This window comes from Pseudomonas sp. VMV1, assembly GCF_056790235.1.
In genome coordinates this window covers 139604-162756 of the sequence record NZ_JBXGSE010000004.1, presented here as the reverse complement: position 1 = coordinate 162756, position 23153 = coordinate 139604, and the positions used below count along the sequence as shown (strand labels likewise).

At 66.3% G+C, this 23153-nt stretch carries 23 protein-coding genes; 12 read left to right on the top strand and 11 right to left on the bottom strand.

The window, feature by feature from the left end:
* The first annotated feature begins 132 nt into the window (after nucleotides 1–132).
* Together ACUCV0_RS15080 and ACUCV0_RS15075 are read left to right on the top strand one after the other, a co-directional pair.
* Nucleotides 133–1344, top strand: coding sequence for a putative DNA modification/repair radical SAM protein (locus tag ACUCV0_RS15080; RefSeq protein ID WP_017640984.1), 1212 nt, complete (start codon nucleotides 133–135; stop codon nucleotides 1342–1344).
* Nucleotides 1345–2787 carry a UdgX family uracil-DNA binding protein gene (locus tag ACUCV0_RS15075; RefSeq protein WP_482213034.1) on the top strand — a complete coding sequence of 481 codons (1443 nt, stop codon included), beginning with the start codon at nucleotides 1345–1347 and terminating at the stop codon, nucleotides 2785–2787. It begins immediately after the preceding gene.
* On the opposite strand, the gene ACUCV0_RS15070 is transcribed toward ACUCV0_RS15075, so the two are convergent.
* On the bottom strand, nucleotides 2784–3926 hold the full coding sequence (locus ACUCV0_RS15070; protein ID WP_059313545.1) for a PilT/PilU family type 4a pilus ATPase: 1143 nt from the start codon (nucleotides 3924–3926) through the stop codon (nucleotides 2784–2786). The genes ACUCV0_RS15075 and ACUCV0_RS15070 overlap by 4 nt on opposite strands.
* Nucleotides 3926–4960, bottom strand: a complete 1035-nt coding sequence (gene pilT / locus ACUCV0_RS15065; protein WP_007161666.1) for a type IV pilus twitching motility protein PilT — start codon at nucleotides 4958–4960, stop codon at nucleotides 3926–3928. Before pilT ends, ACUCV0_RS15070 begins: the two co-directional genes overlap by 1 nt.
* A 126-nt stretch (nucleotides 4961–5086) precedes the next feature.
* On the opposite strand from pilT, the gene ACUCV0_RS15060 reads away from it, so the two are divergent.
* From ACUCV0_RS15060 to ACUCV0_RS15020, 9 genes are all read left to right on the top strand, one after another.
* Complete coding sequence (locus ACUCV0_RS15060) at nucleotides 5087–5785, top strand: YggS family pyridoxal phosphate-dependent enzyme (RefSeq protein ID WP_313648456.1); 699 nt, start codon at nucleotides 5087–5089, stop codon at nucleotides 5783–5785.
* Between the two features lie 9 nt (nucleotides 5786–5794).
* Nucleotides 5795–6613 carry a pyrroline-5-carboxylate reductase gene (gene proC / locus ACUCV0_RS15055; RefSeq protein WP_271653867.1) on the top strand — a complete coding sequence of 273 codons (819 nt, stop codon included), beginning with the start codon at nucleotides 5795–5797 and terminating at the stop codon, nucleotides 6611–6613.
* Between the two features lie 9 nt (nucleotides 6614–6622).
* Nucleotides 6623–7216, top strand: coding sequence for a YggT family protein (locus tag ACUCV0_RS15050; protein WP_059313542.1), 594 nt, complete (start codon nucleotides 6623–6625; stop codon nucleotides 7214–7216).
* A 118-nt stretch (nucleotides 7217–7334) separates the two neighbouring features.
* Nucleotides 7335–9293, top strand: a complete 1959-nt coding sequence (locus tag ACUCV0_RS15045) for a dynamin family protein (RefSeq protein ID WP_482213033.1) — start codon at nucleotides 7335–7337, stop codon at nucleotides 9291–9293.
* 108 nt (nucleotides 9294–9401) lie between these two features.
* Complete coding sequence (gene metX, locus ACUCV0_RS15040; RefSeq protein WP_271653864.1) at nucleotides 9402–10541, top strand: homoserine O-succinyltransferase MetX; 1140 nt, start codon at nucleotides 9402–9404, stop codon at nucleotides 10539–10541.
* Nucleotides 10542–10546: 5 nt separating this feature from the next.
* Nucleotides 10547–11167, top strand: coding sequence for a methionine biosynthesis protein MetW (gene metW / locus ACUCV0_RS15035; protein WP_059313539.1), 621 nt, complete (start codon nucleotides 10547–10549; stop codon nucleotides 11165–11167).
* Between the two features lie 82 nt (nucleotides 11168–11249).
* Nucleotides 11250–11843, top strand: a complete 594-nt coding sequence (gene rdgB / locus ACUCV0_RS15030; protein ID WP_482213032.1) for an RdgB/HAM1 family non-canonical purine NTP pyrophosphatase — start codon at nucleotides 11250–11252, stop codon at nucleotides 11841–11843.
* Entirely contained in the window at nucleotides 11840–12991 is a 1152-nt protein-coding gene (gene hemW, locus ACUCV0_RS15025) for a radical SAM family heme chaperone HemW (protein WP_482213031.1), read from the top strand. The genes rdgB and hemW overlap by 4 nt, the downstream gene beginning before the upstream one ends.
* A gap of 14 nt (nucleotides 12992–13005) precedes the next feature.
* A complete protein-coding gene (locus ACUCV0_RS15020; protein ID WP_059313536.1) occupies nucleotides 13006–13332 on the top strand; it encodes a DUF3392 family protein in 327 nt (108 codons plus the stop codon).
* On the opposite strand, the gene ACUCV0_RS15015 is transcribed toward ACUCV0_RS15020, so the two are convergent.
* The 5 genes from ACUCV0_RS15015 to ACUCV0_RS14995 form a co-directional block, all read right to left on the bottom strand.
* Nucleotides 13329–15068 carry a putative bifunctional diguanylate cyclase/phosphodiesterase gene (locus ACUCV0_RS15015; RefSeq protein WP_434775747.1) on the bottom strand — a complete coding sequence of 580 codons (1740 nt, stop codon included), beginning with the start codon at nucleotides 15066–15068 and terminating at the stop codon, nucleotides 13329–13331. The two genes, ACUCV0_RS15020 and ACUCV0_RS15015, sit on opposite strands and share 4 nt — an antisense overlap.
* A 143-nt stretch (nucleotides 15069–15211) precedes the next feature.
* Nucleotides 15212–15883, bottom strand: coding sequence for a tRNA (guanosine(46)-N7)-methyltransferase TrmB (gene trmB / locus ACUCV0_RS15010; protein WP_482213128.1), 672 nt, complete (start codon nucleotides 15881–15883; stop codon nucleotides 15212–15214).
* A gap of 107 nt (nucleotides 15884–15990) precedes the next feature.
* Nucleotides 15991–16773 carry a thiazole synthase gene (locus ACUCV0_RS15005; protein ID WP_059313533.1) on the bottom strand — a complete coding sequence of 261 codons (783 nt, stop codon included), beginning with the start codon at nucleotides 16771–16773 and terminating at the stop codon, nucleotides 15991–15993.
* A 19-nt stretch (nucleotides 16774–16792) separates the two neighbouring features.
* Complete coding sequence (gene thiS / locus ACUCV0_RS15000; RefSeq protein WP_017640999.1) at nucleotides 16793–16993, bottom strand: sulfur carrier protein ThiS; 201 nt, start codon at nucleotides 16991–16993, stop codon at nucleotides 16793–16795.
* Between the two features lie 93 nt (nucleotides 16994–17086).
* A complete protein-coding gene (locus ACUCV0_RS14995; protein ID WP_313648462.1) occupies nucleotides 17087–17464 on the bottom strand; it encodes a DUF423 domain-containing protein in 378 nt (125 codons plus the stop codon).
* Between the two features lie 68 nt (nucleotides 17465–17532).
* On the opposite strand from ACUCV0_RS14995, the gene mtgA reads away from it, so the two are divergent.
* The gene (gene mtgA / locus ACUCV0_RS14990; RefSeq protein ID WP_454252405.1) at nucleotides 17533–18234 is read left to right on the top strand and encodes a monofunctional biosynthetic peptidoglycan transglycosylase; all 702 of its coding nucleotides are present in this window, start codon (nucleotides 17533–17535) and stop codon (nucleotides 18232–18234) included.
* 732 nt (nucleotides 18235–18966) lie between these two features.
* Here mtgA and rpoH read toward each other — a convergent pair.
* The 4 genes from rpoH to ftsY form a co-directional block, all read right to left on the bottom strand.
* Nucleotides 18967–19821 (bottom strand): RNA polymerase sigma factor RpoH, encoded by an 855-nt coding sequence (gene rpoH / locus ACUCV0_RS14985; RefSeq protein WP_026083834.1) that lies wholly within the window; start codon nucleotides 19819–19821, stop codon nucleotides 18967–18969.
* Nucleotides 19822–19982: 161 nt separating this feature from the next.
* The gene (gene ftsX / locus ACUCV0_RS14980) at nucleotides 19983–20993 is read right to left on the bottom strand and encodes a permease-like cell division protein FtsX (RefSeq protein ID WP_059313530.1); all 1011 of its coding nucleotides are present in this window, start codon (nucleotides 20991–20993) and stop codon (nucleotides 19983–19985) included.
* Nucleotides 20990–21664: a cell division ATP-binding protein FtsE gene (ftsE, locus tag ACUCV0_RS14975; protein WP_007161647.1), complete on the bottom strand. Its 675-nt coding sequence runs from the start codon at nucleotides 21662–21664 to the stop codon at nucleotides 20990–20992. The genes ftsX and ftsE overlap by 4 nt, the downstream gene beginning before the upstream one ends.
* Nucleotides 21661–23139, bottom strand: coding sequence for a signal recognition particle-docking protein FtsY (ftsY, locus tag ACUCV0_RS14970; protein WP_482213030.1), 1479 nt, complete (start codon nucleotides 23137–23139; stop codon nucleotides 21661–21663). The genes ftsE and ftsY overlap by 4 nt, the downstream gene beginning before the upstream one ends.
* Between the last annotated feature and the right edge of the window lie 14 nt (nucleotides 23140–23153).

The window sequence follows — 23153 nt, the reverse complement described above, 5'->3', positions numbered from 1 at the left end:
TCCCTCCCCTCGCTCCGCCGGGCTGCTACCGCTCGGCGGAGTGTCGCTCCACTCGGCGCCGCCCGGCGCAAAGCCATTGAACGACGCTCCGCTTCCTGGATACTGTATGCAATCACAGTACAGGAGATCTCGATGGAGCTCGCCGACAAGCTGATCATTCTCGCCGATGCCGCCAAGTACGACGTGTCCTGCGCCAGCAGCGGTGCGCCCAAGCGCAGCTCGAAGGGCAAGGACGGCCTGGGCTCGACTGACGGCATGGGCATCTGTCACAGCTTCACCCCCGACGGGCGCTGCGTGGCGCTGCTCAAGGTGCTGCTGACCAACTTCTGCCAGTACGACTGCCAGTACTGCGTCAATCGCCGCAGCAGCAACGTCCCGCGGGCGCGCTTCACGCCCGAGGAAGTGGTGCAGCTGACCCTCGATTTCTATCGGCGCAACGTCATCAGCGGGCTGTTCCTCAGCTCCGGCATCATCCGCTCCTCCAACTACACCATGGAGCAGATGACCCGGGTGGCCCAGCTGCTGCGCGAGCAGCACCAGTTCCGCGGCTACATCCATCTCAAGACCATTCCCGACGCCGATCCCGAGATCATTGCCCAGGCCGGTCTCTACGCCGATCGTTTGTCGGTGAACATCGAACTGCCCACCGAGAGCAGCCTGATCAAGCTGGCGCCGGAAAAGAACGGCAGCAGCATCCGCAAGACTATGGGCAACATCCGCCTGGGCCTGGAGGAAGCCGAGGCCGAAGCCAAGGCGCCGCGCTTCGCACCGGCTGGCCAGAGCACCCAGATGATCGTGGGCGCCGACGCCACCGACGACCGCACCATTCTCGATACCGCCCAGACACTCTATGGCGCCTATCGCTTGAAGCGCGTCTACTACTCGGCCTTCAGTCCGATTCCGGAAAGCCCGGGCACGGTGCCACTGCAACCGCCGCCCCTGCTGCGTGAGCACCGCCTGTACCAGGCCGACTTCCTCATGCGCGGCTACGGCTTCCAGGCGGAAGAGCTGCCCACCGAAGACGGCCAGCTACCGCTGGACGTTGATCCCAAACTCGCCTGGGCGCTACACAATCGCGCCATCTTCCCGCTGGATCTGAATCGCGCCGACCAGGCACTGATCGCCCGGGTACCCGGTATCGGTGTGCTCTCGGCCAAGCGCCTGGTGGAACTCAGACGCGAACGGCGCATCCGCTACGCCGATCTGATCCGCCTGAAATGCAGCGTGGAGAAGGCGCGCCCCTTCATCATCACCCAGGACTACCGGCCGCAACCGCGGCTGGCCGAATCCCTCGACCTGCGTCGGCAGCTGGCCGAACCGCCCGCCCAGCTCGCCCTGCTCTAGATGCACAGGGTCGATTTCGACGGCACCTTCGCCGGCTGGCGCCAGGAGGCACGCCGGCTGCTTCAGGCCGGTATCGCGCCTGCTCTGGTGAGCTGGCAGGAGAGCCGTGGCCTGGGCGACCTGTTCGACGAACCGGTCGAGGCGGTGGCGACGCCACCCAGTGGCGCCGTGCGCATCCCGCCGCAACTGGCCGAGGCCCTGACCTACGCCGCCTGCTTTCGCAGTGACGATCGCTGGGCACTGCTCTATCAGGTGCTCTGGCGGGTCGCCCAGGGCGAGCGCGCGGCCATGCTGGCCGGCGATGAAGACGGCAGCGAACTACAGCGTCGGGTCAAGGCGATCCGCCGCGAGATCCACCACGTGCATGCCTTCCTCAGATTCCGCCCGCGTGCGGAAAGCGCCGGTCCGCCGGCCTGGGTGGCCTGGCATCAGCCCGCCCACGACGTCCTGGCCCTGGCGGCGCCGCATTTCTGCGACCGCATGGGCAATAGCAGCTGGCTGATCGCGACCCCGGAGGCCGCCGCGCTCTGGGATGGCCAGGCGCTGCAACTGGTGGAGCCCTGCCCCGCCGAGCTGCAGCAACTGGCCCGCCAGACGCCGGAGGACGATGACCGCAACGCTGGTGACGAACTCTGGCGCGCCTATTACCGCAGCACCTTCAATCCAGCACGGGCCAATCCGCGCACCCTGAGGGGAAACATGCCGGCGCGCTTCTGGAAGGATCTGCCGGAAGGGCCGCTTATCCCGGCACTGCTTAGCGAGGCCCGAGCCGGCGCCCAGCGCCTGGCCCAGGCCGAGGCCGTGGGTCGTCAGGGCGGTCGCGAGGTATTGATCGCCGCGGAACGCGCCCAGCCGGAGCGACCGCTGCCCACCACCCTCGACGAATGCCGCCGCTGCGAACTCTGGGAGAAGGCCACCCAGCCGGTGGCCGGCGAAGGCCCACGCACGGCGCGCATCCTGCTGCTGGGGGAACAGCCCGGCGACCAGGAAGACCTGGCGGGTCGCCCCTTCGTCGGGCCGGCCGGGCAGGTGCTGATGGCGGCACTGGCCGAGGCAGGTCTCGACCGCAGCCAGGTATTCCTCACCAATGCGGTCAAGCACTTCAAGTGGATTCCCCAGGGCCGGAGACGCAAGCACGTCACCCCAGGACCGGAAATCGCCCCCTGCCGCTACTGGCTGGAGCAGGAGCTGCGCGACATCCAGCCGACGGTAGTGGTGGCTCTGGGTTCGACGGCCCTGGAAGCCCTGCTCAAGCGCAAGCCACGGGGCCTGGCGCAATTCATGGGTCGGCCCCTGCGGCTGGACGAGCGCTGGATCATCGCCACCTACCATCCGTCCTACATCCTGCGCACCCCGGACGCAGGGCAGCAGGAGCAGGCACGCAAGGCCCTGGTCGCTGCCCTGCGCGAGGCCAGGACCCTGGCAGCCGACGGCGAGAGCTAGCGGAAGCGCCTGGGTGGGTCGTCGCCCATGTCCACCGAGAGATTGCGGGTGGTCTGATTGAGGTGATCGGCATCCGTCTCCGACCCCAGCTTGATCATCAGCCGCAGGTCGTTGGCGGAATCGGCGTGGGCCAGGGCCGCTTCGTAGCTGATCTCGCCGTCGCGATAGAGGCTGTAGAGCGACTGGTCGAAGGTCTGCATGCCCAGTTCGCCGGACTTCTTCATCAGCGCCTTGAGTTCGTGCACCTCGCCCTTGCGGATCAGGTCGGTGGCCAGCGGGGTGTTGAGCAGCACCTCGATCACCGCGCGGCGCCCCTGACCATCGATGGTCGGCACCAACTGCTGGGCGACGATGCCCTTGAGGTTGAGCGACAGGTCCATCCAGGTCTGGCTGTGTCGATCGGCCGGAAAGAAGTGGATGATGCGATCCAGCGCCTGGTTGGCGTTGTTGGCGTGCAGGGTGGCCAGGCACAGGTGGCCGGTCTCGGCGAAGGCCAGGGCATGCTCCATGGTGTCCCGACTGCGGATCTCGCCGATCATGATCACGTCAGGCGCCTGGCGCAGGGTGTTCTTCAACGCCACCTCGAAGGACTCGGTGTCGATCCCTACCTCGCGCTGGGTGACGATGCAGCCCTGGTGCTGGTGGATGTACTCGATGGGATCCTCGATGGAGATGATGTGCCCCGCCGAGTTCTTGTTGCGATGGCCGATCATGGCCGCCAGCGAGGTGGACTTGCCGGTGCCGGTGGCGCCAACGAAGATCACCAGGCCGCGCTTGGTCATGGCCAGCTTCTTGATGATCTCCGGCAGGCGCAGCTGCTCGACCGTGGGAATGTTGACCTCGATGCGGCGCAGCACCATGCCCACCAGATTGCGCTGGTAGAAGGCACTGACCCGGAAGCGACCGATGCCCCGGGCGCTGATGGCGAAGTTGCACTCGCGCTTCTGCTGGAATTCCTGCCGCTGCTCGTCGGTCATCACCCCCAGCACCAGGGCCCGGCACTGCTCGGGAGACAGCGAATCCTTGGTGACCGGCGTCATGCGCCCATTGATCTTCATCGAAGGGGGCACGCCGGTGGTGATGAAGAGGTCGGATGCCCCCTTGTCCACCATCAGCTGCAGGAACCTGTCGAAATCCATCAGAAGTTCTCCGGCGTCTTGGCCTTCTCGCGGGCCGCGTCGCGGCTGATCAGCCCCTTGGCCAGGAGCGCCTTGAGGCACATGTCCAGGGTCTGCATGCCCAGACCGCCACCGGTCTGGATCGAGGAATACATCTGCGCCACCTTGTCCTCGCGGATCAGGTTACGGATGGCCGGGGTGCCGATCATGATCTCGTGAGCGGCTACCCGACCGCCGCCGACCTTCTTGAGCAGGGTCTGGGAGACCACCGCCTGTAGGGATTCGGACAACATGGAACGCACCATGGATTTCTCTTCCGCCGGAAAGACGTCCACCACCCGATCGATGGTCTTGGCCGCCGAGGTGGTGTGCAGGGTGCCGAACACCAGGTGCCCGGTCTCGGCCGCGGTCAGTGCCAGGCGGATGGTTTCCAGGTCGCGCAGCTCGCCCACCAGGATGATGTCCGGGTCCTCGCGCAGCGCCGAGCGCAGGGCTTCGGAAAAGCCCAGGGTGTCGCGATGCACCTCGCGCTGGTTGACCAGGCACTTCTTGGACTCGTGGACGAACTCGATGGGATCCTCGATGGTGAGGATGTGGTGGTACTTGGTGTTGTTGAGGTAGTCGAGCATGGCCGCGAGAGTGGTGGACTTGCCCGAACCGGTCGGTCCGGTCACCAGCACCAGCCCGCGCGGCACGTCGGTGATCTTCTTGAACACCTCGCCCATGCCCAGCTCTTCCATGCTCAGCACCTTGGAAGGGATGGTCCGGAACACCGCGCCAGCGCCACGATTCTGATTGAAGGCGTTGACCCGGAAGCGCGCCACGCCCGGCACCTCGAAGGAGAAGTCGGTCTCCAGGAATTCCTCGAAGTCCTTGCGCTGCTTGTCGTTCATGATGTCGTAGATCAGCGCGTGCACCTGCTTGTGCTCGAAGGCCGGCAGATTGATGCGGCGCACGTCGCCATCGACGCGGATCATCGGCGGCAGGCCGGCGGACAGGTGCAGGTCGGAGGCGCCTTGCCGCGCGGAAAAGGCCAGCAATTCGGTGATATCCATGGGACTCCCAGATGTCGAGCAAGCAGGTAGAATGCCGCGCAGCACTGGCGGTCTGACCTGGTCACCGCCACTCCTTCATCCGGTACGCCAAGGCCTGCCGGGTGCGCCGACGCAAGCAGGGGCTGAATGTCCACGATAGCCGAGAATAGCGCAACCGTACTCGAACGCATCGCCGCCGCCAGCCGGACGGCAGGCCGCGATCCCGCGACCGTCGGCCTGCTGGCGGTGAGCAAGACCAAGCCCGCCGCGGCGCTGCGGGAGGCCGCTGGCGCCGGCCTGCGCGACTTCGGCGAGAACTATCTGCAGGAGGCGCTGGACAAGCAACTGGAGCTGGCCGACCTGCCACTGGTGTGGCATTTCATCGGTCCCATCCAGTCCAACAAGACCCGTGCCATCGCCAGCCACTTCGACTGGGTGCATTCGGTGGATCGCCTGAAGATCGCCCAGCGCCTGGCCGAACAGCGTCCGCCCGAGCGCGGGCCACTGAACATCTGCCTGCAGGTCAACGTCAGCGGCGAAGCCAGCAAGTCCGGCTGCCACCCCGACGAACTTCCAGCGTTGGCCACCGCGGTGAGCCAGTTGCCCAACCTGCGTCTGCGTGGCCTGATGGCCATTCCCGAACCCACCGACGACCCTGCCAGCCAGCGCGCCGCCTTCGCCCGGCTGCGCACCCTGGGCGAGGCGCTGAACCTGGGCCTGGACACCCTGTCCATGGGCATGAGCCAGGATCTGGAAGCCGCCATCGCCGAGGGCGCCACCTGGGTCCGCATCGGTACCGCTCTCTTCGGCGCCCGCGACTATGGCGCCGCCGCCTCTTCAACCTAGGAAGTCTCGATGAACGATACCCGCATCGCCTTCATCGGTGCCGGCAACATGGCCGGTGCCATCATCGGCGGGCTGCTCGCCCAGGGCGTGCCGGCCCGGCAGCTCAGCGCCAGCAATCGCAACCCGGCCAAGCGCGAGGCGCTGGCCCGGGACCACGGCATCCGCGTCGAGGCCAGCAACAGCGCTGTGCTCGACAACGCCGACGTGGTGGTGCTGGGCGTGAAGCCCCAGGTAATGGGCGAGGTCTGCCAGGAACTGGCTCCTCACCTGCGTCCGGAGCAGCTGATCGTCTCGGTCGCGGCCGGCATCACCTGCGCCAGCCTGACGCGCTGGCTGGGCGAGCGGCCGCTGGTGCGCTGCATGCCCAACGTGCCCTCGCAGCTGCGCCTGGGTGCCAGCGGCCTGTTCGCCAATGAGCAGGTCAGCCCGGAGCAACGCGACCGTGCCCAGGAAATACTCGCCGCGGTCGGCCTGGCCCTCTGGGTCGACGAAGAACAGCAACTGGACGCGGTCACCGCCGTTTCCGGCAGCGGTCCGGCCTATTTCTTCCTGCTGATGGAAGCCATGACCCAGGCCGGCACCAAGCTCGGCCTGCCGGCCGCGGTGGCCGAACAGCTGACCCTGCACACCGCCCGCGGCGCCGCCGCCATGGCCTGCCAGGGCGAGCGCAGCCCCGAACAATTGCGTCGCTCGGTGATGTCGCCCAAGGGCACCACCGAACGCGCCATCGAAACCTTCCAAGCCGGGGCCTTCGAGGACCTGGTGGAAGAAGCCCTCACCGCCGCGGCCGACCGGGCTGCGGAACTGGCCCAGTTGCCGGATCGATAAGGAGTATCCATGTCCGCTTTCGCCCAAGCTCTCGTCTACGTCATCCAGACCCTTGGCAGCCTCTATCTGCTGATCATCCTGCTACGCTTCATCCTGCAGCTGGTCCGGGCCGACTTCTACAATCCGCTGTCGCAATTCACCGTGCGCGCCACCCAGCCGCTGCTCAAGCCCGTGCGGCGCATCATTCCCGGCTTCGGTGGCGTCGATCTGGCGGCCCTGGTGCTGGCGATCCTGGTCCAGCTGGCGCTGATGATGGTCGTGGTGGTGCTGCTCGGCGCCAGCATCGGCGGTCTGTTCCCCGCCCTGCTGATCTGGGCCCTGCTGGGCGTGGCGTCGCTGTTCCTCAAGGTGTTCTTCTTTGCCCTGATCGTCAGCGTCATCCTCTCCTGGGTCGCGCCCCAGACCCACAACCCCGCCGCCGAGCTGGTCAACCAGATCTGCGAGCCGCTGCTGGCGCCCTTCCGCCGCCTGCTGCCGAACCTGGGTGGGTTGGATCTGTCGCCGATCTTCGCCTTCATCGTGATCAACCTGCTGGACCGCTTCGTCATCGGCCAACTGGCCGCGGCCACCGGCATGCCGCAGATCCTCGCCCCTTTCCTCTGACGCACCACTCGCGCACCCGCCACGACCGCCTGCCGCGTCGTGGCGGAGGCGGCATTGACGTCCCGCTGGACGCTGGGGCACCGTCCAGCCTTTGCTGTTCAGGTCAAGGAAGTCCCCTATGGAACGCTTGTTCCGCCACGTCGATGCCTATGCCACGTGGAAAGCCGAACTCGATACCCAATTGGGCCGCTACCGCGACTGGTTGCAGCGTAATCGTCTGGCCTCCCCTGCCCTGGACGCCGCCCTGGCCAGCTGTCAGAGCGAACTGCAAACCGATGGCATCACCCTGGCCTTCGCCGGTGAGTTCTCCCGCGGCAAGACCGAGCTGATCAACGCCCTCTTCTTCGCCGACTACGGTCAGCGCATGCTGCCGTCCCAGGCCGGGCGCACCACCATGTGCCCCACCGAGATCTTTTTCGACGCCCAGGCCGACGGCCCCTATCTGCAGCTGCTGCCCATCGACAGCCGTCTGGACGAGCGCAGCCTGGGCGCCTGGCGCCAGGCGCCCGAGGCCTGGCAGCGTTTCGCCCTGGATGACCGCCACCCGGACGCCATGGCCACCCTGCTGGCCAAGGTCACCGAGACGCGCGAGGTGGAAACCGCCACTGCCGTGCAGCTGGGTTTCGATCCAGAACAACTGGAGCAGATCGATGACGCCGGCCTGGTCAGCGTCCCGGCCTGGCGCCATGCCCTCATCAGCATCGATCATCCCTTGCTGCGCCAGGGCCTGCGCATCCTCGATACCCCCGGCCTCAACGCCCTGGGCGCCGAACCCGAGCTGACCCTGTCGCTGCTGCCCCATGCCCAGGCCGTGCTCTTTCTCATCGGTGCCGACACCGGGGTAACCGCATCGGACCTGGCGCTCTGGGAGCAGTGCGTCAAGCCCTCCCTGGGTGATGCCCCCGAGCGCCTGTTCGCGGTGATGAACAAGATCGACAGCCTCTGGGACGACCTCGGCGGCGTCGCCCATGTCGCCCAGTCCCTGGAAAACGTTCGCCAGGCCAGCGCCCGGCAACTGGCGCTGCCGGCCGATCACATCCTGCCGCTGTCGGCCAAGCAGGCACTGCTGGGCAAGGTCCGTGGCGACCTGGAACTGCTGGCGCGCAGCCAGCTGGACAGCCTCGAACAGCTGCTCGCCGAACGCATCGTCGGCGCCCGCGAGCGTCTCCTGCAGCAGCGCATCGTGCAGCAGGCCAGTGGTCTGCTGGGTGCCAGCCGGACGCTCATCGAGCAGCGGCTGGAAGCCATTCGTGCGCAGTATGCGCAACTGGCCGACGAAGAACTGCCCGGCGCCGGACTGGAATTGCAGACCGCCCGTACGCGCCAGGAGTACGACCTGTACCACCGCCGCCTGCTGGACCTGCGCACCACCCAGAACATGCTAGCCGGCCAGCGCAAGCTGCTGACCGACCTGGTCGCCACCGATCGCCTGGACGCCCATCTGGAAACCGCCCGCCGAGAATTCCGCAGCAGCCTGACCACCGTCGGCATCAACCAGTCCATCGCCCGCTTCTTCCGCGTGGTCGAGCATGACCTGCTGGCCCTGGACAACGAGGCGGACCGGGCCAACAAGGTGCTTGGCGCGGTCTACCAGCGGCACAATGCGGAGAACCCCCTGCATCCGCTGGAAGCGCCGCGGTTGCGCATCCGCCCCTATGTCCGCGAGTTGCGCCAGCTGCAACTCAAGACCGAGGAGGTGCAGCGCCAGGTCAAGACCCTGCTCACCGAGCAGAGCGCCCTGGCCCGTCGCTTCTTCGCCACGGTGGCCCAGGAGGTCCAGGCGCTGCAGGAAGGCGCCCATGCCCAGGTGCTGCGCTGGAACGACGGCGCCCTGACCCCGCTGGTCCAGCACACCCGCGAGCAGAAGCAGCTGCTGGAAACCAGCATGCTGGCGCTCAAGCAGCTGACCCAGCAGAACCTCAACAGCCAGGAGCAGGTGCGGCGGCTGCAGGTGCACGAGGACGTTCTGCATCGCCAGCTCAGCGAGGTCAGCGACATGCTCAAGCAGATCAGCCGGCCGGCGCCCTCCCAGCGCCACGACAACGTGGTCGCGCTGCCGCTGGCGCGGGTCGGCTAGCCCTGCCGGACACCCATGGCGCGGTCCTTGACCGCCGCGCCGTGCCTGCCCTTGCCGCTCCTGGCGACGCTCTTTAGACTGGCGAACCCCGCCCCGGACGAGCCGTCAATGCCCAGCGTCATTCCCGAAGATTCCGTCGGCCTGGTCACCCCCGAGCTGCTGCACTTCAGCGAGCCCCTGGCCCTGGCCTGTGGCCGCACCCTGCCGGCCTACGACCTGATGGTCGAGACCTATGGCGAGCTCAACGCCAACCGCAGCAATGCCGTACTGATCTGCCACGCGCTCTCCGGTCACCATCACGCGGCCGGCTACCACAGCCTCGACGACCGCAAGCCCGGCTGGTGGGACAGTTGCATCGGCCCCGGCAAGCCCATCGACACCCGCAAGTTCTTCGTGGTCGCCCTCAACAACCTGGGCGGTTGCAACGGCTCCACCGGCCCGAGCAGCCCCAATCCCGAGACCGGTCGGGCCTATGGCGCGGACTTCCCGGTGCTCACCGTGGAGGACTGGGTCAACAGCCAGGCGCGGCTGGCCGATCGCCTGGGTATCGGGCAGTGGGCAGCGGTGATCGGCGGTAGCCTGGGCGGCATGCAGGCGCTGCAGTGGACCATCAGCTATCCCGAGCGCATCCGCCACTGCCTGGCCATCGCCTCGGCGTCCAAGCTGTCGGCAGAAAACATCGCCTTCAACGAGGTGGCGCGCCAGGCCATCCTCTCGGACCCGGACTTCCATGCCGGCCACTTCCAGGAAAAGGGCGTGATCCCCAAGCGCGGCCTGATGCTGGCGCGCATGGTCGGCCACATCACCTACCTGTCCGACGAGGCCATGGGCGCGAAATTCGGTCGCGAACTCAAGACCGACCAGCTCAACTACGACTTCCACAGCGTCGAATTCCAGGTGGAGAGCTACCTGCGCTACCAGGGCGAGGAATTCTCCGGCCGCTTCGACGCCAATACCTACCTGCTGATGACCAAGGCGCTGGACTACTTCGATCCGGCCCACGCCCACGGCGGCGACCTGGCCAAGACCCTGGCCGGGGTGCAGGCGCGCTTCCTGATCGTCTCCTTCACCACCGACTGGCGCTTCTCGCCGGCGCGTTCCAAGGAGATCGTCAACGCCCTGATGGCCGCGCGCAAGGACGTCAGCTACCTGGAGGTCGACGCACCCCAGGGCCATGACGCCTTCCTCATTCCCATCCCGCGCTATCTGCAGGCCTTCTCCCACTACATGACCCGCATCGAGGTATAGCTGCCGTGCGCGCCGATCTGGACATCATTCAGGAATGGATCCCCGCTGGCAGCCGGGTCCTCGACCTCGGTTGCGGCACCGGCGAGTTGCTTGCCTGGCTGCGTGATCACAAGCAGGTCACCGGCTACGGCCTGGAGATCGACCCGGACAAGATCGCCGAATGCCTGCTCAAGGACGTCAACGTCATCGAGCAGGACCTCGACGGCGGCCTGGCCAACTTCGCCAGCGACAGCTTCGACGTGGTGGTGATGACCCAGTCGCTGCAGGCCATGCAGTACCCTGACCGCATCCTCCAGGAGATGCTCAGGGTCGGGCGCCAGTGCATCATCACCTTTCCCAATTTCGGCCACTGGCGTTGCCGGCTGTACCTGGGGGGCAAGGGGCGGATGCCGGTCTCGGACTTCCTGCCCTACACCTGGTACAACACGCCGAACATCCACTTCTGCACCTTCGAGGACTTCGAGCGCCTCTGCCGCGAACAGCGCGCCCGGGTACTGGATCGCCTCGCCGTGGACCGGCTGCATCGCCATGGCTGGGCCAGCCGGCTGTGGCCCAATCTGCTCGGCGAGATCGGCATCTACCGGGTCAGCGCCCCTCGCCTGCACGAGCATCACGTCGCCATATGACGTAAGGCATGGGTGGCGCGCCCAGCCTGGGCGTGGCTTCGCGTACAATACGCCGCCCTTCCAAACGTGACACGGTGCCCTCATGTCCGACCTTACCGAACTGGTCCTCGCCAGCCACAACGCCGGCAAGCTCAAGGAACTCCAGGCCATGCTCGGCGACCGGGTGCGGGTGCGCTCGGTGGGTGAGTTCAGTCAGGTGGAGCCCGAGGAAACCGGCCTGTCCTTTGTCGAGAATGCCATCCTCAAGGCGCGCAACGCAGCGCGTCTGTCCGGCCTGCCGGCCCTGGCCGACGATTCGGGGCTGGCGGTCGACGCCCTCGGCGGCGCTCCCGGTATCTATTCCGCGCGCTACGCCGATGGCCAGGGCGACGCGGCCAACAATGCCAAGCTGCTCGACGCCCTGCGTGACATTCCCGACGCCGAGCGCACCGCCCAGTTCGTCTGCGTACTGGCCCTGGTGCGCCACGCCGACGACCCGCTGCCGATCCTCTGTGAAGGTCTCTGGCCTGGCCGTATCCTGCACGCGGCCCAGGGCGAACACGGCTTCGGCTACGATCCGCTGTTCCAGCCCGACGGCGAAACGGTCTCCGCGGCCGAACTGGCCCCGGCGGAAAAGAACCAGCGCAGCCATCGCGCCCGCGCCATGGCCCAGCTCAAGCAACGGCTCCAGCTGTGACCGATACCTTCGCCTTGCCGCCACTGGCGCTCTACGTCCATATCCCCTGGTGCGTGCGCAAGTGCCCCTATTGCGACTTCAACTCCCATGCCGCTGGCCCGACGCTACCGGAAGCGGAGTACGTCGACGCCCTGCTGGCGGATCTGGATAACGACCTGATCCACGTCCATGGCCGGCCGCTGACCTCGATCTTCTTCGGGGGCGGCACCCCCAGTCTGTTTTCCGCTGACGCCCTGGGCCGACTGCTGGAGGGCGTGGCCCGGCGGCTGGCCTTCGCGCCGGACATCGAGATCACCCTGGAGGCCAATCCCGGCACCTTCGAGCAGGCCAAGTTCGTCGCCTATCGCGGGCTGGGCATCAATCGGCTGTCCATCGGCATCCAGAGCTTCCAGGACGCCAAGCTCAAGGCCCTGGGGCGCATCCATGGGCGCGACGAAGCCATCCGCGCCGCCGACCGGGCCCGCGCCGCCGGCTTCGACAATTTCAACCTGGATCTCATGCACGGCCTGCCGGAGCAGAGCGTCGCCGATGCCCTCGGCGATCTCGATCAGGCCATCGCCCTGGCGCCCACGCACCTGTCCTGGTACCAGCTGACCATGGAGCCCAATACGGTGTTCTGGAGCCAGCCGCCCGAGCTGCCCGAAGACGACACCCTCTGGGACATCCAGGAAGCCGGCCAGGCGCGCCTGGCGGCCGCCGGCTACCAGCAGTACGAGACCTCCGCCTATGCCCAACCCGGGCGCCAGGCGCGGCACAATCTCAACTATTGGGGCTTTGGCGACTTCCTCGGCATCGGCGCTGGTGCCCACGCCAAGCTCAGCGCGCCGGATGGCAGCCTGATGCGTACCTGGAAGACCCGTCTGCCCAGGGACTATCTCGATCCGGCCAGGGCTTTCCAGGCCGGTGCGAAGCGACTGGAACCGGCCGACCTGCCCTTCGATTTCATGATGAACGCCCTGCGCCTGGTGGACGGGGTACCCGCCGCCTGGTATCCGCAACGGACCGGCCAGTCGCTGGACAGCCTGGCGCCCGCGCTGGCGGCGGCACGGCGGACCGGCCTGCTGGCGGAGGACGCGGAACGTCTGCGTCCCACCGCCCGCGGCCAACTGTTCCTGAACGACCTCTTGCAATCCTTTCTACCTGACTGACGAGGAGCTCTGCCTTGGACTTCGTGCTCGACCATATCGCCGACCTCTCCCGCTGGAGCCGCAGCCACCTGGACGAGGTGGCCCTGGCGGTCACCGCTACCCTGCTGGTGCTGTTCGGCAGCCAGGTCAATGGCTTCATCCAGGCCCGCCTGGGCAGCCTGCCGACCGCCATCCGAATCCCGGCCTTCGCCCTGGCGAGCCTGGCCCTCTATGGCGCTGCCATGACCTTCCTGACGCCCTGGGTGGTCAAGGGGCTCGCGCAGTTCAACAACTACGCCCTGGCCCCCGTGCTGCTGATCGGCGTCTGCCTGCTGGGCGTGCTGGCCGAGCGCAGAGGCTAATAGAGCACCGGCGCATAGTCCGTGGCGCCAGCCAGCAGCAGCAGACTTTCCAGCGACTGTGGTCGGCCGAGCAGGAAGCCCTGAAAGGTATCCACGCCCAGGCTCTTGAGCAGTTCGAACTGCGCCTGGGTCTCCACGCCCTCGGCGACGATCTGCATGTTGAGCGCCCGGCACAGGCTGACGATACCGGCCAGCAATTGCCGCGAGCGCGCGTCACGATCCACCGACAGCAGGAAGCTACGGTCGATCTTGATGGTGTCGAACGATAGCCGGTGCAGATAGCTCAGCGACGAGTAACCGGTACCGAAGTCATCCATGGCCACGCGGAAGCCCTGGTCGCGCAGCCGGCCTAGGCGCCGTTCCGGCGTGCCGCGCTGCAGGAACACCGACTCGGTCACCTCCAGCTCCAGGGCCCGCGGCCGCACGCCAAACTCGGTGCAGGCGCGCTCCAGCACCAGGCCCAGCTCGTCATCCGCCACCTGACGTGCGGAGATGTTCACCGCCACCGGAATGTTCACCCCCGCCAGCTGCAAGTCACGCGCATAGGCAGCAGCACGCCGGATCGCCAGGCGGCCCAGGGAAGACGCCATGCCATTCTGCTCGGCCAGGGCAACGAAGACGCTGGGCAGCACCACCCCCACGCCGGGACACTCCCAGCGCGCCAGCAGCTCGGCACTGACCAGGCGCCGCTGGGCATCGAACTTGGGTTGCAGGACGAACTTGATTTCTTCCGCCTCGATGGCGGCATGCAGGTGGGCCAGCAGCGTGACCTTGCGCAACGCCTCGGCGGTGAATTCCGGATCGTAGAAGCGTGCCCGGCTCTTGCCGGCGCTCTTGGCCGCGTACATGGCGGCATCGGCATTGCTGAGCAGGGTCTCGGCGTTCTGCCCGTCCTCGGGGCTCAAGCTCAGGCCTATGCTGGCGGATACCCGGATATCGTGCTCGGTGATACGTTGCGGCCGGCCGACCACCTGCAACAGACGCTCGGCAATCTGGCGGGCCTGACTGCGACCGTCCACCGCGACGGCGGCGACGAATTCATCGCCACCCCAACGCGCCAGGAGTTCGCCCTCCCCCAGACTGTCCTGCAAAGAGGCGCCCAGGGTTTTGAGTAGCTCATCACCCGTCTCGTGGCCCAGGGAGTCGTTGACCTCCTTAAACCCATCCACGTCAATGAACAGCACGGCCAGGCTACGGTCCGGCGCCAGGCCGCGCAGGCAGTCTTCGAAACGGCGATAGAAACCGGAACGGTTGGGCAGCTGGGTCAGGCCATCGCTCAGCGCCAGACGCTCCAGCGCCTGCTCGGCACGCTTGCGCTCGGTGATGTCACGCAGGCTAGCGATGACATAGCCCTCGGCTCCGCCTTCGCCGGCGAAACGACTGAGGCTGATCTCCATCGGCGTCGCACGCTTGGCCGAGACATGGAAACTGGCCTCGGACAGCGCATAGCCATGGCGCTCGAAGGCCTGGATGGCCGCCTCCGGCAGCTTGATGTAATGCGACAGGTACTGACCGGACACACTCTTGCCAGCACTGAGCATCAGTCTGCACAGCGCCTCGTTGGCCTCGATGATCTGGCCACTTTCGCTCAGCACGGCCATGGCATCGCGGCACAGCGCGAAAGCCGAGGCCATCAGGTTCAGCGAGCGCTCGGTACGCTGGCGGGCGCTTCGCTCGACCTCTAGCTGGCGCAGGGCGTCCATTTCGGCCAGCGTGCCGTCCGACGGGCGGATCACCGCCCAAGCCCTGGCAGCTCGTGCTTATCGACTGACATCTCGCTTGTCCATGCACATTACGACAGGCTGGGCCCATCAAGGCAAAACGCCATCATGCCAAGAGCCTGTCGACGGCTCAACCACTGCTCATCAGCGACACGCGGTCAGTCGAGGCGTGCGAACTTCAAATCCCAGACACCGTGCCCCAGTCGTTCGCCACGGCGTTCGAACTTGGTGATGGGTCTCTCCTCAGGTCGTGGCACGTAGCCCGAGGCGTCGCCAAGGTTACGGAAACCAGGGGCAGCGTTCATGATCTCGAGCATGTGTTCGGCATAGGCCTGCCAATCCGTGGCCATGTGCAGCACCCCGCCAATCTTGAGCTTCTGCCGCACCAGCTCGGCGAAGGCCGGCTGGACGATCCGACGCTTGTGATGGCGACTCTTGTGCCAGGGATCGGGAAAGAACAGCAGCACCCGGTCCAGACTGGCATCGGCCACACCCTGGCGCAGCACTTCCAGCGCATCGCAGCTGTAGACCCGCAGATTGGTCAGGCCCTGGGTCATGGCCCCGTTAAGCAGCGCACCGACGCCCGGACGATGCACCTCGACGCCGATGAAATCCTGCTCAGGTGCGGCGGCCGCCATTTCCAGGGTGGAATGGCCCATGCCGAAGCCGATTTCGAAGGTGCGCGGTGCCTGACGCCCGAACACCTGGTCGAAATCCTGGAGGCCGTCGGCCAGGTCCAGACCGAACCGCGGCCAACCCTGGTCAAGGCCACGTTGCTGGCCTTCGGTCATGCGGCCTGCGCGCATCACGAAGCTCTTGATGGTGCGCAGGGGGCGGTCGGGGGTCTGGTCGTCTTGATGATCGGTCATGGCATTATCGATAGTGAGAAAAAGAGACGCCCGGCAGGGGCCGGGCGCATGGAGGATAGCTCCAGGCCTTAGTTGACCAGGCCATCCAGCGGCGAGGACGCGGTCGCATAGAGCTTGCGCGGCATGCGCCCGGCCAGATAGGCCAGGCGGCCGGCGACGATGGCGTGCTTCATGGCTTCGGCCATCAGCACCGGCTCGCGGGCGTGGGCAATGGCGCTGTTCATCAGCACGGCTTCGCAACCCAGCTCCATGGCGATGGTGGCGTCGGAGGCGGTACCCACCCCGGCATCCACCAGCACCGGCACCTTGGCCTCCTCGAGGATGATGCGCAGGTTGTAGGGATTGCAGATGCCCAGACCCGAGCCGATCAGACCGGCCAGCGGCATGACGGCGATACAGCCGATGGCTTCCAGCTGGCGGGCGACGATGGGGTCGTCGCTGGTGTAGACCATGACGTCGAAGCCGTCGGCCACCAGGGTCTCGGCCGCCTTGAGGGTCTCGATGACGTTGGGGAACAGGGTCTTCTGGTCGGCCAGGACTTCCAGCTTGACCAGGTTGTGGCCGTCGAGCAGCTCTCGGGCCAGGCGGCAGGTGCGCACCGCTTCCACCGCGTCGTAGCAGCCGGCGGTGTTGGGCAGGATGGTGTAGCGCTCGGGCGAGATCACGTCGAGCAGGTTGGGCTCGCCGGGATTCTGGCCGATGTTGGTGCGGCGCACCGCCACGGTGACGATCTCGGCACCGGAGGCCTCGATGGCCAGCCGGGTCTCTTCGAGATCACGGTACTTGCCGGTGCCGACCAGCAGGCGCGACTCATAGGTGCGCCCGGCCAGGGTCAAGGGAGTGTCTTTCATCTGGATTCCTCTTTCGCGGCTAGCCGCCGCCGATGGCGTGGACCACTTCCAGCCGGTCGCCGTCCACCAGAGCGGTGGTGGCGTGCTGGCTGCGCGGCACGATGTCGAGGTTGCGCTCCACCGCTACCCGCCGTCCGGTCAAGTCGAGACGCACGAGCAGGTCGGCGACGGTGGCACCGTCCGGCAATTCAAGGGATTCGCCGTTCAACAGGATCTGCATGGCAAAGGCATCGTCGCGGGGTGAGCCGGCATTCTACGCCGGTCGCGCGTTCATTGCAGCGGCGCCGGGCCTGGAACGACGGCCAGCGCTCGGTTAGAGGCTGCTCAGGCGCCAGGCCAGTATGGCCAGGCAGGCCCAGCCCGCGAGAAAGCACAACCCGCCAAAGGGGGTGATGATCCCCAGCCGCGACACGCCGGTCAGCGTCAGCAGATACAGACTGCCGGAAAACAGCAGGATACCGGCGATGAAGAAGCCACCCGCCCAGGCCACCAGCCGGCCCTGGAAGTGCAGCGACAACAGGGCGACGCCGAACAGCGCCAGGGCATGGATGAGCTGGTAGAGCACGCCGGTCTGGAACACGGCCAGGTAGTCGGCGGACAGTCGCCCCTTGAGACCGTGGGCAGCGAAGGCTCCGAGCCCGACGCCGGTGAAGCCGGCCAGGGCGGCGAACAGCAGGAAGAGACGCAACATGGGTTTTACCGGGCGATGGAAGAGAAGCGCTGGTTATAATGGCCCGCTAACCGCCAAAGACCAAGCCGATGCTGCTCACCCTCCTCCGCCGTCTCCTGCGTATCGCCCTCTGGTTCGCCGTCCTCAGTACCGCCCTGGTGCTGGTCCTGCGCTGGGTGCCCCCACCGGGCAGCATGCTGATGGTCGAGCGCAAGGTCGACTCCTGGATCGACGGCAAGCCCATCGACCTGCAGCGCGACTGGCGCCCCTGGAAGGAGCTGCCGGACGATCTCAAGATGGCGGTGATCGCGGGTGAAGACCAGCACTTCGCCGAGCACTGGGGGTTCGACATGGCGGCGATCCGCCAGGCCTTCAGCCACAACGAGGCCGGCGGCTCCCTGCGCGGCGCCAGCACCATCAGCCAGCAGACCGCCAAGAATCTCTTTCTCTGGAGCGGGCGCAGCTACCTGCGCAAGGCCTTCGAAGCCTGGTTCACCGTGCTGCTGGAGACCTTCTGGTCCAAGCAGCGCATCCTCGAGGTCTATCTCAACAGCGTGGAATGGGACGATGGCGTCTTTGGCGCCGAGGCTGCGGCCCGCCACCATTTCGGCATAGGCGCGCCCTACCTGTCCGACCGCCAGGCCAGCTTGCTGGCCGCCGTGCTGCCCAATCCACGCGAATGGAGCCCGAGTCGTCCGAGCGCCTACGTCGCCGAACGCGCCGCCTGGATCCGCCAGCAGGAGCGCCAGCTGGGCGGCAGCGACTACCTGCGGCGGATGACCGGGCAGTAGCGCCAGGCGCCGCAGGGTGGAAGACGGCGCCGCCTTTTCCAGCGGGATACCTGGCCCCAGCGAGCTGCCTAGGTAACGCTGACGCTCACGCCTGGAAAACGCTGAGCAGCTTTCCATCTACCTGCGTTTAATCGCGGCCATGGGCCGCTCCTACGGATTCACCAGCACCTGTAGGAGCGGCCCATGGCCGCGATCATGATGTAGCTGGTAACAGAGCTAGACGATCGCGCCCTCTCGAACCGGCGCAAGAAAAGTTGCGCGACTTTCCACCCTACCTGCGATTTATTGCGGCCATGGGCCGCTCCTACGGATTCACCAGCACCTGTAGGAGCGGCCCATGGCCGCGATCATGGCGTAGCTCGTGACGAAGTTAGGTAATCGCGCCTCTCGAACCGGCACATGAAAAGCTGCGCCACTTTCCACCCTACCTGCGATTTATCGCGGCCATGGGCCGCTCCTACGGATTCACCAGCACCTGCAGGAGCGGCCCATGGCCGCGATCATGATGTAGCTGGTAACAGAGCTAGACGATCGCGCCCTCTCGAACCGGCGCAAGAAAAGTTGCGCGACTTTCCACCCTACCTGCGGTTTATCGCGGCCATGGGCCGCTCCTACAGCAGCGTGGGGCCGGCAAACTTGGCTGCTTCGACGAACCGCGATAGCCGCGACGGCTTTTCTCTCAGACATAAAAAAACCGCACCCTGAGGTGCGGTTCTTCGAGCAAGGCGCGGATCAGGCAGCGATGTTGCCCTTGAGCTTGTTCATCGCGTTCTTTTCCAGCTGGCGGATACGCTCCGCCGAAACGTTGTACTTGGCCGCCAACTCATGCAGCGTCGCCTTTTCCTCGGCCAGCCAGCGCTGGTAGAGGATGTCGCGGCTGCGATCGTCCAGGCGTTCCAGGGCCTCGTGCAGATTGGCCGTGGAGCTGTCGGTCCAGTCGGCTTCCTCCAACTGACGGGCCGGATCGTAACGGCTGTCTTCCAGATACTGGGCCGGCGACTGATAGGCCGCGTCGTCGTCGGCATCGCTAGCCGGATCGAAGGCCATGTCCTGACCGGTCAGGCGGCTTTCCATCTCGCGCACTTCCCGGGGTTCGACGCCCAGGGTTTCGGCCACGCGATGGACCTCGTCGTTGTTCAGCCAGGCCAGCCGCTTCTTCTGGCTGCGCAGGTTGAAGAACAGCTTGCGCTGCGCCTTGGTGGTGGCCACCTTGACGATGCGCCAGTTGCGCAGGATGAATTCATGGATTTCGGCCTTGATCCAATGCACGGCAAAGGACACCAGGCGTACACCCATTTCGGGATTGAAGCGTTTCACGGCCTTCATCAGGCCGACATTGCCTTCCTGGATCAGGTCGGCCTGAGCCAGCCCATAGCCAGAATAGCTCTTGGCGATATGCACCACGAAACGCAGATGCGCGAGCACCAACTGGCGGGCGGCCTCGACGTCTTCCTTGTAGAAGAGGCGCTCGGCCAGTTCACGCTCCCGCTCCGGAGTGAGCAGCGGAATGCTGTTCACCGAATGCACATAGGCTTCCAGGCTGGCGCCGGGAACCAATGTAGGAACAGGTTGCAACGAAGTGGTCATGCGAATCCTCCGATTCACTAAGCACTGGACAGTCTAACACTGATTTTTTGGACAGCGCCAGACTAGCCGAGGTTCCCTTAACCCCAGCTGAAGACCGCCCTGAAAGGCCTGTCTCATCAGGGGTTTAGACCGTTTCCGGAGATGTCGGAAACAGTCGTTCGTCAGCGTGGAGCGAGCTCGCGCAGATGGCGGGCGACGGCCAACCAGGCGCCTATGTAGCCGAGCAGCACGGCGCCGATCAGCAACTGTAGCCCGTCTTCGACGGCAACGCTGCCCAAGGCGAAATCGCTGCCATAGAGGCCGGCCAGATCCAGCACCGCGGCGTTGAGCCAATTGAGGCCAAACACCAGCAGCGCCCAGGCGGCGATGCCGGCGCCCAGGCCGAACAACGCGCCCATGTAGAGGAAGGGCCGGCGCACGTAGCCGTCGGTGCCACCCACCAGCTTGACCACCTCGATCTCGGTACGGCGATTCTCGATGGCCAGGCGGATGGTATTGCCGATCACCAACAACAGGGCGATCACCAGCACCACGGTCAGGCCGAAGACGAAGCGCTCGCCCAGCTTGAGGATGGCGGTGAGACGCTCGACCCACTGCATGTCCAGCTGCACCTGCTGCACGCCGTTCATTTCGGCCAGCTGACTGCGCAGCATGTCGAGGCGGCTCTTGTCGACTTCCTTGGGCGTCACCGCGATGACGCCAGGCAGCGGGTTCTGCGGCAATTCGCGCAGCGCCTCGCCAAGGCCGGCGTCCTGCTGCAATTCCTTCAAGGCATCGTCCGGACTGATCCAACGGGCCTCGGCCACATCGGGCAGGACCTTGATCTGACTCATCAGCACCTCGGCCTGGTCCTGACCGGTGCGCAGGTCGAGGAAGACCGAGATCTGTGCCGCGCGCTGCCAGGAGCCACCCAGGCGCTCGACGTTCTTCAGCAGCAGCGACACGCCCATGGGCAGCGCCAGGGCGATGCCCATCACCAGGCAGGTGAGAAAGGTGCCTATGGGCTGCTGCACCATGCGCCTGAGGCTGTCCCTCAGGCCGGTGCGGTGGGCTTCGAGGTAGGCGTGCAGCGGGCTGCGCCAGTCACTCTTGGGTTTCTTCGGGGCCTGGCGCTGCGGACGCTGGGGCTTGCCGCCCTGTTCCTGGCCACGGGGTAGTTCAGTGGCGCTCATGGCTGGCTCTCCTCTTCGTCGCCGATCAGGCGGCCGCGCTGCAGGGTCAGCATGCGATGGTGCAGGCGGGCGATGAGGGCATGGTCGTGGCTGGCGATCAGTACCGTGGTGCCCAGGCTGTTGATGTCTTCGAAGACACCCATGATTTCCGAAGCCAGGCGCGGATCGAGGTTGCCGGTGGGTTCATCGGCGAGCAGCAGGGCCGGGCGATGCACCACGGCACGGGCGATGCCGACCCGTTGCTGCTGGCCGGTGGACAGCTCGGCCGGATAGTCGTCGAGCTTGTCCTTGAGGCTGACCCGCTCCAGGGCGGCGGCCACACGCTTGGCGATCTCGGGCTTGGACAGCCCAAGGATCTGCAGCGGCAGGGCGACGTTGTCGAACACGGTGCGGTCGTACAGCAGCTGGTGATTCTGGAAGACCACGCCGATCTGCCGCCGCAGGAAGGGAATCTGCGCATTGGTGATGCGCGAGATGTCCTGGCCGGCCAGGGTCAGCTTGCCACCGGTGGGGCGCTCCATGGCCAGGATCAGCCGCATCAGGGTGCTCTTGCCGGCGCCGGAGTGACCGGTGACGAAGAGGATCTCGCCGCGTTCGGCACGGAAGCTCAGCTCCTGCAGGCCGACGTGACCGTTGGGATAGCGCTTGGAGACGCGGTCGAACTGGATCATGAGACGCCACGCTCCGCGAACAGGGCCTGGACGAAGGGACGCGCCTCGAAGGGCCGCAGGTCGTCGATGCCTTCGCCGACGCCGACATAGCGGATCGGCAGGGCGCTCTGCTTGGCCAGGGCGAAGATCACCCCGCCCTTGGCGGTGCCGTCGAGCTTGGTCAGCGCCAGACCGGTCAGGGGGACCGCATTGTGGAACTGCTTGGCCTGGTTGAGGGCGTTCTGGCCGGTACCGGCATCCAGCACCAGCAAGGTCTCGTGGGGCGCTGCCTCATCCAGCTTGCCGATCACCCGGCGTACCTTGCGCAGCTCTTCCATGAGGTTGTCCTTGGTGTGCAGGCGGCCGGCGGTGTCGGCGATCAGCACATCGACGCCCCGGGCCTTGGCGGCTTGCACGGCGTCGAAGATCACCGAGGCGGAGTCGGCGCCGGTGTGCTGGGCGATCACCGGGATGCGGTTGCGCTCGCCCCAGACCTGCAGCTGCTCCACGGCGGCCGCGCGGAAGGTGTCGCCAGCGGCCAGCATGACCTTCTTGCCTTCGTTCTGCAGGCGCTTGGCCAGCTTGCCGATGGTGGTGGTCTTGCCGGCGCCGTTCACGCCGACCACCAGGATGACGTAGGGCTTGTGCGAGGTATCGATCACCAGCGGCTGCTCCACCGGCAGCAGCATCTCGGTAAGCTCCTGCTGCAGGGCCTGGTACAGCGCCTCGCTGTCGGCCAGCTGCTTGCGCGCCACCTTTTGCGTCAGGTTGCGCATGATGACGCCGGTGGCCTCGACGCCGACGTCGGCGGTCAGCAGACGCGTCTCCAGCTCTTCGAGCAGGTCGTCGTCGATAGCCTTCTTGCCAAGGAACAGGCTGGCCATGCCTTCGCCGAGGCTGGCACTGGTCTTGGACAAGCCCTGGCGCAGGCGGGCGAAGAAACCCAGCTTGGCCGGTTCGGCGGCTGCCGCGACCACGTGCGGAGCAGGCTCGGGCTCCGGCTCGGGTTCAGAAGCCACGACCGGTTCGGGAACCGGGGGCAACGGGGCAGCGGGCACGACTGGCGCAGATGCGGGCTCTGCGACGGGCTCCGGAACAACCGGAGGCAGCGGCGTGACGGGTGCAACTGGTGCAATTGGTGCAATTGGTGCAATTGGTGCCGGGGCGGGCTCGGCGACCGGCTCAGGCTCCACGAACGGCTCTAGTTCGACCGGCGGCACGATGGGATCGGCCACCAGGGGCTCGACCAGCGCCGTCAGGGCGACCGGCGACGGCGCCTCCTCTTCGGCCACCGGTACCGGTGACATCGAGGGAATCGCCTCAGGCGGCTCGGGCACTGGCTCCGGATGCTGCACCGGCTCGGGCAAGCGCTCTTCCGGCGTGGCTACGGGCACTTCGGCAGGCGTTTCTACGGGTTCGGCGGTCTTCTTGCGGAACCAGCCGAACAGGCCTTTCTTCTCCGTGGGGGGAGACTTCTTGTCGTCGGATCCAAACATGCGGGGCTCTGTAT